The following is a 12526-nucleotide window of genomic DNA, read 5'->3' on the forward strand; positions in this document are numbered from 1 at the left end:
AAATCGAGATAGAACAATAGATATAGCTCTATTTAAGAAGAATTAGAGGATACTAGTATACTGATCAGTACACTTATTGGTAGAAAAGTTTAAAAATTAGTAACAGTATAAACAAATATGTATAGGTATATATTTTTAATGTCGATGCTATTAATTTCCATTATACCCCTAGTTTTTGCATCAAATTCCAGTCTATACCAAAATCCAGTAACTTTAAAAGGATTTAGAGAAATAGGAACTCTAAATGCCAATCAAGAGGTAATAGTTACAATCTTCGTACCGCTTAAAAATCTAGATCTATTATACTATTACGCCAGTGCAACCTCAAACCCAAGTTCACCGCTATATCATAAATTCTTAAGTCCTCAAGAGGTACAGCAGTTATTCTTACCTACTGAAGAGTATAATCAAATTCTAAACTACGTCAAAAGTAGCGGATTTCAAGTGATATTTACTGCATCGAATTCAGTAATAGTAATAAAAGGTACAGTGGGGCAAGTTGAGAAGTATTTAGGTACTAATTATGCTGTTTACTCTAATGGTTCGGTAACATACTACACCAACTACGGATATCCCAAGATAAACGCATATGTATACTCCAGTAACATTTCTGCAATATTCTTCGCCCATCCATCTACGTTAATTACTGAGAGTACAATAAAGAGCTTTCAACAAGAGATAAATCAAACATTTCCACTTGAAGGCTATTGGCCAACCGTATTGCAAAAAGTTTACAATGTTACTACAGAGGGAGAGAATACTACAATAGGAATACTGGACTTTTATGGTGATCCTTACATTGTACAGCAATTAGCGTATTTCGACAAGGTTACTGGATTACCAAATCCTCCCAACTTTACTGTAGTACAAATTGGACCCTATAATCCCAACTTAGGAATTGCAACTGGTTGGGCTGGTGAAATTAGCCTAGATGTTGAAGTAGCACACGCAATAGCCCCAAAGGCTAACATAACGCTATATATCGCTAATTCAAATATTCCTTTACCCGCTATTATCGCATATATTACAAGTCAAAATAAAGTTGATACATTATCCCAAAGCTTTAGCATACCAGAAAGTTTCTTTTCCTCACTTTTCAACGGGCCATTATTCTATTCATACATAATATTAAGTGATGAGTACTATGCACTAGGTTCAGCTGAGGGAATAACTTTCCTAGCAAGTTCTGGAGATGCTGGAGGTTCTGGGTATAGTAATGGACCAATAGGCACAGTAGGATATCCCTCAACGTCACCTTTCGTAACTTCAGTGGGAGGTACGACTGTATATTTACAATTCCCTAACGGCTCGTATTATCAGACTGCTTGGTCTAACTACGGTTTCGTTCCAAATGATGTAAATTATGGTGGTTCAACGGGTGGTGTAAGCATAATTGAGCCTAAACCATGGTATCAATGGGGGCTACAAACCCCATCTACTTATCCAAACGGTAAGCTAATACCAGAGATCTCCGCCAACGCTAACGTATACCCTGGGATATACATCGTTTTACCAGGTAACACAACCGGGATAGGAGGAGGTACAAGTGAGGCTTCTCCCCTAACTGCTGGAGTGCTAGCCACAATTGAAAGCTATACTCATCACAGAATAGGCTTACTTAATCCTATACTAGCTTACATGGCTGAGAATTACTACGGTAAAGCAATAGAGCCAATAACGTTTGGTTATAACATACCGTGGGTTGCAACTTATGGCTATAACTTGGTAACCGGCTACGGTACAATCAACGCGGGTTACTTTGAAAAAATACTATCTACACTTAATTTATCAAAAGAACTGAACGTAATTGTTAGCGTTTATAATACATCAATACCCACAGTACCTCCTCAACAATTCTACCCTGGACAACGTATTCTAGTTACTGCTAATATAACGTATCCTAACGGAAGTCCAGTGCAAACTGGAGAATTCAAGGTATTAATAGAGAACTACCTGGGGAACTTAACTACGTTTAACCTAACATATAATTCACTTACTAAATTATGGACTGGTAGTGGCGTTTTACCCAGTAATGCTAGTGGTGTTTTATTCATCTATGTTTATGGAAGTAGTGATGGAGTAAGGGGAATTGGATATTATGAGACCTTCTCTGGATATTACGTAACATTCGATTATACAATGACTTTTACACCAGTCTATACAGAGTTGAAAAATGCTGAACTGGGAATTACCTTATCTAACTCATACTTCCAAGCACCAATTGGAGTAATGAATATTACCCTTAATATTTACTCCTATAACATAACGACAAACGAATATACACTTGTAACGACGTTAAATGTACCTATTAAGGATGGTGTAGGAGTTATCGATTTACCAGCAAACCTAAGTGTAGGAGATCTATTGATTGAAGCGGTAGGCAGTGCTTATGGATTTGATGCATTTACTAATGGAATATACATGCAAAGCTTATTCGTATTGCCACAAGTGGTAGTTGAGCCCGGTAGTGTATCACCGGGACAATACATCACAATAGAAGGAACGATTATACCACCAATTAACTTACCCAGTAGTACATTCCAAGACGCATTATATGGTACTAACATTACTGCTAAATTGGTGAATAGTAACGGAATTGCAATAAGTGAGGCTAATATTCCATTATCATTAAATGGAATATACTTTGGATATTTATACGTACCCAAAAACGCTTCTCCAGGGATTTATAACATTTTATTGTTCGCAAACTATTACTCTTATACTTTAAACACTACAATTCAAGGATTCTACTACGGTCAGATATACATTTCTAATCAGGCTATGATTTCAGTGAAGTCAGTTAGCTACGCATTCGAGGGACAGACTGTTTTCATTTACGCTAATATAACTAATGGTACTAGTGAAGTCAAGTTTGGAATGTTTAGTGCCACTGTGTATCCCTCCAGTCTCTCATTTTATTACAGTACGATAAGCTCAATAATAGAGATACCGTTATGGTATAATCCTAAGATAGGAGAATGGGAAGGGAATTTCACACTGCCTTCAACCATTAGCGCTGGGAATCTAACTTACTTAGCTGGACAAGGATATTTCGGGATGCCATTCAAGATCTTAATAACCGGAATTTCTGCCTTCGGAAATCCAACCACTACCAACCCCGGTAATGCCTATACAATCAACGTATTGCCATATACTTTAATTGCGAATCAAACCTTAAATAAGACGTTACCATATTACGCAAATTTAGTTAACGTGAAGATAGCGAACGCAAATGGTAACTTATTGAATGACTTCCTTACCAATGTTACCATAATTAACAGTAACGTAAAAATATTGAGTGGAAATATATCTGGTTTAGTAATTAGAAATTCCACAGTGTTCATGATGCAGACTAATGCAAATAATATTGTATTGTACAATTCAACTCTATACGCAATAGGTGGAAGTATAAACGGATTAAATGTAATTGACTCTAAAGTAGTTCCAATAAACGTACACATTCAAGGTTTACATCCAGAATTACCAACTATTACAATAAACTCACCTTCTAAGAACATAACTGGAACTATTAACGTTACTGTTACCGTGGTAGGTGAAGACGTAAGTGAAGTTAACGTATACTTAAATGGTAATCTGATAAATTCGTTTACAAACAATGGGACTCATGTAGTAACTATAAATACTCAAAACTACCCAGATGGTGGATATAATCTAACAATTACAGCAATTCAGAGCGATGGTTTAAGTAGTAGCAATAGTAGCTATCTATATTTTGAAAACGGTTTAACCAATATAAACGGAAAGGTTAGTGTGATATCTAATCAGTTGACTAATGTAAGTAATAGTTTGTCATCTTCCATATCTTCCTTAAGGACTGCATTATCAGAATATGAGACTATATCTTTAGTACTCGGTATTGTCGCAATAGTTTTGGCAATATTTGCTCTAATAAGAAGGAGAAGATAAGACATTATTATTTTTATATTATTTTCCAACTACATTTTCGTATGCTTAAAAACAGAAATGAAGTTTTGAAAATCTCATTTTCAGCCTTTTTCGCCGATCTCGGATATCAGGCTGTAGTAGCGTCTTTTCCAATAATTTTCGTATTGATTTTCAAGGCCCCAATACCCCTTTACGGCTTAGCTGAAGCATTGAATTACGGAATTGGTACTGTAATGGCTTATCTAGGTGGTATGGCGGGAGACAAGTATGGTAGAAAGAGGATTGCGATTCTAGGAAATATTCTCATCTTGTTTGTTTCTCTAGTAGGACTAGCAGGGAATTACATTCAAGCCCTTATTTTCTTCATGATAGGCTGGTGGTTTAGGAACTTCAGATCCCCACCAAGAAGGGCAATGATGGCTGAAGTTACATCACCAGATGAGAGATCTGAAGCCTTTGGAATTTTGCATTCCTTAGATATAGCTGGAGCGTTATTAGCAATAATTTATCTGACTGTGCTACTTTACCTCCATGTTTCCATATTTTTCATTCTATTATTCACCTCAATACCTTTGCTTATGTCAACAATAGTTTTAAGCCTCGTTAACGCAGGAAAGAAAGGAGAAAAGAAGACAGAGAGTAAAATAGTGCAAAAAAGGGTCTTCTGGACTGTCATATTATCTACAATGTTCTTTGGATTTAGTCAATACAGCTTCGGCTTTCCCATACTAACTACCACGGAAATTACTGGAAAAGACTATTTGGGAGTATTGGCCTACGGTGTGTTCCTCGGCGCTTCTTCACTATTTGGTTACTTATTAGGTAGAATGAAACTAAAGGAATTTGAAAGTTTGGCGTTTCTAGGATACTTAATTGGGGCAATAGGATCTCTTGGATTTGCGTATTTATCTGGCATTGGTTTGTTTTCCCTTTATCCCCTTTCATTCTTAATGGGAATTAGTGTTGCCTCAACTGAGACTTTTGAGCCCACAATAATATCTAAAATAACTAAAGAGGAGGCATATGGTACAAGTATGGGGTATTTATCAGCGGGTAGAAGCGTTGGAATATTTCTCGGTAATGTGATCATGGGGTTATTGTATCAAATAAGCTATACATATGCATACTTGTTCGCTGCTGTAACTTCTCTAATCTCCTTTGGACTAATCCTAAGCTTAATCATGAGACCAAGTGCTTCTTAGCGTAACTCTTAAACAATGCACTACCTATTAACGTAGTGAAAAGCGACATGAAAACTATACCTTCAAACTCCTCCAAGTTTAGCGCATTATACGAAAGGCCTATAGAAGCAATAACTAATCCAGTCTCACCCCTAGGTACCATTCCAAACGCTACTGTATTAGCAGCTTTCACATTTCTTAAGTAAGCTAGGGCGAATGGGAAGATTCCTAGCCACTTGAAAGCGGTTGCTATAGCAGTTAATTCTAAGGATAGCAATAACGTATTGAGATTAAGTGTTAGGAAATTAACTTCAGCTCCTATATATACAAAAAATAATGGTCCAAAAACACTAAGTAATGTGTTACTAATTTCTTTAATTTTTTCGCTTTTTATACTATTTGCAAAAGCAACTCCAGCAACGAAAGCTGAAATTATAGGAGAATATCCCAATGAAACCATTAATAACGTCAGGCCAAATAGCACCGCTAGCGGAAACTCCTCAATGTACTTATCGCTTAATCTATCAGTGATTTTCGGAACTAAGATAACTGAGACTGTTAAAATAACCAGCCATATGACAACAAGAGTAATTATTTTCAAACTGATAGAGGTAACGCTTGTAGACGTACCTTGTAAAATAGCTAGAATGACTGACAATAAGAGTAAGTCAACTACGTCATCAGATGCTGCTGCGGATACCATGAAATTTATTCCCTTACCCTTCAATTTCTCTTCCTCTATTATGGACGCTACAGCTGCAAGACTGGTAGCTCCCATTGCGGCACCAAGTATCAACGAGGAATCTAAACCAAAATTTGGCATATAGAAGTAATATGCTGCGAGAAAAGGTAATAATGCACCAAATGTTGCGCCTAGGAATCCTAGAATTCCAGAAGATTTTATCGGTGCAATTCCATGTTCTAAACCAGAGGCAAATATTAACAGAATTACTGAAAACTCGGCTAAAAATTCGATATAACTATTTATACTTATCAAGGAGAAACCCACTAACTGATTTAATAAAGAACCTAAGGCATAAGGACCTATTATCATTCCAGCCAATAATTCGCCTATCAGCTTAGGCAAACTGTACTTCTGTACAAGAGAGCTTAAAATTTCCGCTAGCAAGATGAATATTGATACATCAAAGAGTGCCAAGATTATTGGATTCATGTGATACTATGAAAACAAAAACATCTATTAAACTTTTTATCAGTGTTCGTACCCTTCTTCATCAAATCTAGTGAGCTGGGCTCATCACTATACTGAAGATATTGATAAACGTCTATTAAACTTTCCGCCTAGACAGAAGGAGGAAGTTCAATTACTTTAGTCTTCACATATTTAGATTGTAAAGAGGATATGATCTTATCCCAACTTTCTCCCGGATTGCCCTTATTTACACCAATTTTTAACTTATTTTCCCCAACGATTTTTGCTAAATAATAAGTACAGAAGGGTTTCGCTACGCAGTTTTCACAATTAGTGTACACATTTGAATGCAAGTTCATGTAAACAACTTGCTTATCATTAGTAACGTAAATTATCCCTTTCTTAAGGTTTAACGAACCATCAGCCTTTTCAAAAGGGAATACCAGTTTGACGTTAATCATGTTCTCCTTAAGTATCCTTAACTTGTTAAGATAGTCTCTGATGTAATAATAATAACTTTTACTGTAATTTTCCCTTGAATCTTTGACAAGGACGTTCATTATTTTAATATCGCTTATTTTAACAAAATCATAATAGTCAATTAAGACAATATTATTATCTTGTCTTATGGGTCTTTCAACAGTAACTACTTTAAACTCACACATTTCAATAATGAGTATCGGAGAGTTATTATAAAAACCTTTAATGTTGGTCTTATTGAAAATCAACATTAACTCTCTTCAATAGTCCAATTGCGTTCTTATATGCAACACCTTCATCGTAACCGTGATTATTAATAAAGAGTTTTGCGCTTTGAATTAAATTAAGAGAATTATAAGGAGCATCACTGCCGTAAATACTACTTCTTGGATCGATAATTGTCGAGGTATGGTTCACTACATAATAAACCCTCTCGTCGTTAATAACGTGTTTACTATTAATGAGTACAACGGGAAAAGTATATTTATCCAATAACCATTTTAGTTCATCTAAAGAAGGATCATAAAGTACTAGGAATAATCCTTTCCTATTTATTAGTTCGTACACGAAACTAAGTGATGGGTGAAGCAATGAAAAGTTGTGGTGTTTTGGACTTAGAACAATACCGATTATTCCCCTTTCCACTTGTCTAAGAAGCTCTACTTGAGGAGGAACTCTGCATCTCGGATTATATATACCCAGCCTAAGTATGTAATCTTTCTTTCCCCAAAGGTATTGCTGATAAAAACCATCCACACAACAGTCACACGAGTACTTATAAATCGGATTTAATACAATTCGATTTATCTCTATTTTATCCTCTCTTAGTTTAGGCTCTTCTAGGTAATTATATAGTTTTATTCCGTAATGCGTGTTAAAATCTATGAAGGAAAAAACCATATATAATATTGGGGAAAAAGGTTACAAATACCTTTTGAGTACTGACATTGGATTAGTGATATTAGCTGTAAGTAAAGTTTCTTCTGGACTATGTCCAAAGGCGAAAGCTACCAGTTGTGAGAAGTAAGCTAATGGTGTCCTTAGATCTTCCCCATATTTTTGAGCTATTTTCTCCATGTTAGTTTCAATAGCTACGTGACCTAGTGGACAATCTGTTACTAATATTTCCGCACCGTTTCTCTTAGCCTCCTTTAGTATTCTAGCCTCTAAGTGTAAGGCTACCTCTACATCAGAGTAAACGTGGGGACCACCACAGCACATTGTTTTAGCCTCAAATGGTACGACTTCCGCACCTAATGCCTTGAGTATTTCATCCATGAAGAACGGTCTCTCTGGATCATCCCTCATTTTCATATATCCAGCCAAAGTATACGATTTGGGTCTAACGTATAGACAACCGTAGTAAGGTGCAACTTTTAGTCCAGTAAGTGGTCGTTTCACCTTAGTCTTGATAGCCTCAATCCCTACTGTGTTGTAAATATACTCAACAGCGTGAACTAGCATCAGCTTCAGATCGTAATTTTTAGTACCCATTTTTTCTAAATACACATTTGTCTTTTCTCTTAGTTTGGGGTATTTAGTTAGGTAATATTGAGTTCTAGATAAGGAATAGTGACAGCCGGGACAAGCTGAAACTACTGCATCAGCTCCCATTTCTCTTGCTAACGCTAAGTTTCTTGCTGGTAGCAATATCCCTGCCATAGTATTTACGTTCTTTACTTCTAATGCACCACAACAGTTATAGTCCTCGATTTTCTCTAATGGGATACCTAAATCTTGTACTACTAGTTTTAATGAGACGTCATAAGATTTGCCTAATCCGTCTAAAGCACAGCCTGGATAAAACGCTACTTTACCATAAGGTGTAGGTAATGTCATTCTGGTACCACCTCCTCCTTCATTGCCTCTTCCAATACCTTTTGTACTCTATCCCAGTTCTTAACCCTATTAGGCCTTAATACATCCTTTATAAGTCCTCCTTTCAATATTGCTGCGCCTATATTAATTAGATCCTTCAAGCTTAGTGTAACCATTCCAGCTTTAGCTGCAGCAGCACCTAATGTCAGTTCTGAAATTCTTCCGCCGTTTTTGATTACGGTCTCTAAGAATAGCTCATCGAACACTGTACCGGGATCTTTCTTAACTAGTCCGTGCTTTAATAGATAATGATGAATAGAATGCACTACTTCCTCTACTAGTACTCCCTTTGGACATCTATGAGTACATTTTTGACATGATACACATCTCCAGAGCGAGTTTTGTAGTTCAATAAGCGCTTGCTTATCGCCCTTTCTAGCAAGATCTATAAACCCTCTTGGACTATAGTTTGGATCGTATTCTCTCATTGTACAACCTGAGGTACAAGTTCCGCATTGCCAGCAAGCACTTATTGTAACACCTTCCAGAGTATTGGCTATTTCGTCCCATACTGTAGGGTCGTAGCCAGTTTGTGTTCTCTCAATCATGAAGGCGTTCCATGTTCCATCTAGCTCTACACCATCAACTATTACCTTGTCTTTTTGAATTAGACCTTTAACTATGGGTTTTTCTAATTCAGGAATTGGCAAGTTGGATCACCCTAAGGAAAGATTTGAGACCTAAAACCATGGCTGTAGTAGAAAGGTGAGATGGATAAAGTCCACCTCCCTTTCTATCCACAGCCAGTAGAGTTGCGTAATCTACGTATCTAACGTAGGAGTATACTAAAAAAATTGAGGCGTAATAATAAGTAGGTGAGTCTAACCCAAAGATTGAAAGAATCTCCCTCAATTCGGAAACCGCGTCAAAATAATCCTTTTCATTCTTCAACACTACTCCATCCTTTAGTATGTAAGTGATGGAACCAGAATTTTTGTTTGGGTTCCACAACCATCTAGTCCACAATGGATACTTTTCTGGTTCTAAAAAGTGAATTATTTCCCTAGCCATATCCTCTATGTCTTCTGGTTCACTTGCCTTAAGCAAAGTAAAAGCTTTAACTCTTTCACCGTAAGGCAAATCCTTGTTTCTAAGGGTTTTGAAGGCTAATTTAATCTTATCAATTCCATTATTACCTATAATTTCATTGTAATGCCTCTTAGCATAAAATATCACATCAAATAACTTCTTTACATCTTCCTCCGTATTGATCTCTAAAGAATTGAGGAAATCGGTCTTCATTTGCATTGCTTTAATTATTACCGATAGTGACTCCTTAGGATTATTTCTCACAGTATTATTTACATCCTTAGCTAACATCGCGTTAAAAATATCCCTTACATAGTCAACGTTTAAAAAAATGTTAATGATGTACCACCTTCGCTTCTGCGGTTTTCTTTGCGAAATCCGACTCTTCCCATATTCCGTGAGTAACGTATTCGTATGCTTTCATTGCTGCAGCATATCCCTCGGTTATTGAGTCTGAGATAGTTTTAGGTCCGGTTATTGCACCAGCTAAGAATACTCCTTTCTTAGTGGATTGGACTGGTAATCTATCGGGATCTAACGGCTTAACGAAACCGTGCTCTTCAAACTCCAATCCCAATATCTTAGCCACTTGTTTTGAACCCAATCCAAGTTCCATTCCATTAGCCAATATCACCATATCATAAGGTACAGCCAATGCCCTATTCAAGTTCATTGTGTCTTCTCCCTTTATTATCACAGTATCATTAGGACCTCTCATGAACTCTGAAATTCTACCTCTAATATAGCCAACTCTATAATCCAATTGCGATTTCCAGTATAATTTATCCTCCATTAGACCATAAGTTCTTATATCCATGTAGTAGATGTGAACTATTGCATCTGGAATTCTCTGTTTGATCTCCATAGCTTGCTTTATTGAGACAGCACAACACACTCTTGAGCAATATGTATTTCCTACTGTGGCATCCCTAGAACCTACACATAATAATATCGCAACTCTTTTAGGTGGAGTTCCCTTAGTGGTAACTAGCTTATTCTCATGGAGCATGCCCTCTATGTCAGATATTTGGTATATGTTGGGAATTATACCATAACCGTATTCGTACTTCCTTCTAGAATCGAAGTGCTCAAAACCTGAAGCCGCAATTATAGCGTTAACTTTCTCCACCTTTACATTGCCCTTCTTATCCTTAATACTTACCTCAAAGCCATCAGAGGTGTTTTTAGCAGCATCAACTATGCTTTCCATGTAAATTTTAACATTGCCATTCTCTTGAACAGTCTTCACTAATGGATCGATAACCTCAGAAGCTGGTCTTAACTCGGGGAATAATAAACTATACTTTAGCCTTTTGGGCGTACCACCTAAGAACGACTCTCTCTCAACAAGTGTAACATTAATTCCCATATTTGCTAGTTCTTTAGCAGCTGAGAGACCTGCAGGCCCAGCACCTATAACTAGGACGGATTTACTAGCCACTTAATCACCACCTTTTATTAAGTAAATTAAATTTAAAAAACTTTGCTTTTACTCTTTTTACTTTGGAACCTCCTTCTTATACCACTTTACTCTATCTGGCAAGGATAGGTAGAAGTCAATCTTTCTATGCTTTGGATACAAGTATTGAGGCTCAGCATTACCTTCTCTTAAATCTTGTAGATATTGTACAAACTTCTCTTTATAGTCATCTACTGGAACGCCTATCCTTCTTAAGAAACCTTCGACATCTGTTGCGTGCCAGTGAATTTGTGCAATTATGTATGGATCTGCACCCATTGCTAAAGCCGCAAACTGCGCATCAGCCAATACCGGTAAGTTATAATTGAAACCATGAGCCTTTCCAGCCCACTGACTCTTATCTAGTGTGGTAACACATCCTGTATCTGAGGTTACGAAGACGTCAGCATTTCCCTCTTCAACCGCTGGTATAACCTTCTTAAATAATGCAAAACTCCTACTGAATTCCCTCTCTGTTAGGATATGTCTAAATCCGAATCCACAGCAATCCCACCAAGTGGAGTAATCCACTAATTTAGCACCGAAATTCTGTACAGTTCCAGATGGGGCTGCTGGTCTTCTACCTTGGAAGACTTCAGGATCGTAAACAGTGTCCTCTGGAACTAACTTATAAACGTGACATGGAGTGTGTACTGCGGCCTTTATGTTTTCTAGATTGTACTTTTTCTGTTGTGCAGCTTTCTTACTCATTACATATAACCATTCAGAATAGTGAACTACCTCTTCTGGTATTACAATATCCATGTCCAGTTTTCTCATAATTGGTCTTAGCTTATCTCTTATCTCCTTGTGTAGTATTATCATGTTCCTAACTTCTTTATAATGGCCAAATGAGGTTCCACAATGTATTAATGGGAAGTAACCTGTTTCATAAGCTCTCCACATGTTCCTTACATATACTCCTGCCAAGGCTACTGGGTTAGATGCGCCAGAAGCGTGATAGTTCCATCCAGTACATGAGGTCTGATGGGGTTCGTCTAGATAATCTATCTCTAACTTATTCATCACCCAGAAAACAGAGGTTGGATAACCGGGAATGTGACCACATTGCCCACAACTCTTGTGATGCCATAGTTTGGTTGTGGGTATTTTCTTTGGAGATCCATTTAGTGTTTGCGCTTCTACTGGATTGTTATAGGGCTTAATGTGATGTATAATGATTTCGCCCTTATCCTCCAATTTGTACATTTCCTCTTTAACGTGTTCTAGCCCATGAGGTGTACTATACCTATAAATTATCCTCTGATAAACTTCATTCCAATCAACATTATCGGACATCGGGAAGGCTTCTTGAACAGCCTTTTGAATTTGCTTCTCTTCTTGACTCAACATTCCACCTTATTTATATTAGTTATTTCAGATTTATAAACTTTATTTTAAAACTTCTTTCTAACAAGAAGAAAGGGTAAATATAATTTT

The 12526-nt window shown here is 36.9% G+C and carries 10 protein-coding genes; 2 read left to right on the plus strand and 8 right to left on the minus strand.

Going from position 1 to position 12526, the window contains the following annotated elements:
• The first annotated feature begins 117 nt into the window (after positions 1-117).
• Positions 118-3927, plus strand: a complete 3810-nt coding sequence (locus J5U23_RS11270) for a protease pro-enzyme activation domain-containing protein (RefSeq protein ID WP_218266214.1) — start codon at positions 118-120, stop codon at positions 3925-3927.
• Positions 3928-3968: 41 nt separating this feature from the next.
• Positions 3969-5108, plus strand: a complete 1140-nt coding sequence (locus J5U23_RS11275; protein ID WP_218258305.1) for an MFS transporter — start codon at positions 3969-3971, stop codon at positions 5106-5108.
• Here J5U23_RS11275 and J5U23_RS11280 read toward each other — a convergent pair.
• The 8 genes from J5U23_RS11280 to J5U23_RS11315 form a co-directional block, all read right to left on the minus strand.
• On the minus strand, positions 5086-6261 hold the full coding sequence (locus J5U23_RS11280) for a cation:proton antiporter (protein ID WP_218266215.1): 1176 nt from the start codon (positions 6259-6261) through the stop codon (positions 5086-5088). The two genes, J5U23_RS11275 and J5U23_RS11280, sit on opposite strands and share 23 nt — an antisense overlap.
• Positions 6262-6389: 128 nt before the next feature.
• A complete protein-coding gene (locus J5U23_RS11285) occupies positions 6390-6971 on the minus strand; it encodes a hypothetical protein (RefSeq protein ID WP_218266216.1) in 582 nt (193 codons plus the stop codon).
• Complete coding sequence (locus J5U23_RS11290; RefSeq protein WP_218260787.1) at positions 6955-7620, minus strand: hypothetical protein; 666 nt, start codon at positions 7618-7620, stop codon at positions 6955-6957. Before J5U23_RS11290 ends, J5U23_RS11285 begins: the two co-directional genes overlap by 17 nt.
• A 21-nt stretch (positions 7621-7641) precedes the next feature.
• Positions 7642-8559: a CoB--CoM heterodisulfide reductase iron-sulfur subunit B family protein gene (locus tag J5U23_RS11295; protein WP_218266217.1), complete on the minus strand. Its 918-nt coding sequence runs from the start codon at positions 8557-8559 to the stop codon at positions 7642-7644.
• Positions 8556-9248, minus strand: coding sequence for a 4Fe-4S dicluster domain-containing protein (locus J5U23_RS11300; protein ID WP_218266218.1), 693 nt, complete (start codon positions 9246-9248; stop codon positions 8556-8558). Before J5U23_RS11300 ends, J5U23_RS11295 begins: the two co-directional genes overlap by 4 nt.
• Positions 9235-9918, minus strand: a complete 684-nt coding sequence (locus J5U23_RS11305) for a hypothetical protein (protein ID WP_218266219.1) — start codon at positions 9916-9918, stop codon at positions 9235-9237. The genes J5U23_RS11300 and J5U23_RS11305 overlap by 14 nt, the downstream gene beginning before the upstream one ends.
• 43 nt (positions 9919-9961) lie before the next feature.
• Positions 9962-11068, minus strand: a complete 1107-nt coding sequence (locus tag J5U23_RS11310; RefSeq protein ID WP_218266220.1) for a CoB--CoM heterodisulfide reductase iron-sulfur subunit A family protein — start codon at positions 11066-11068, stop codon at positions 9962-9964.
• A gap of 57 nt (positions 11069-11125) precedes the next feature.
• Positions 11126-12439: a CoB--CoM heterodisulfide reductase iron-sulfur subunit B family protein gene (locus tag J5U23_RS11315; protein WP_218266221.1), complete on the minus strand. Its 1314-nt coding sequence runs from the start codon at positions 12437-12439 to the stop codon at positions 11126-11128.
• Positions 12440-12526: the final 87 nt, after the last annotated feature.

It is taken from the genome of Saccharolobus shibatae B12 (assembly GCF_019175345.1).
Classification (GTDB): domain Archaea; phylum Thermoproteota; class Thermoprotei_A; order Sulfolobales; family Sulfolobaceae; genus Saccharolobus; species Saccharolobus shibatae.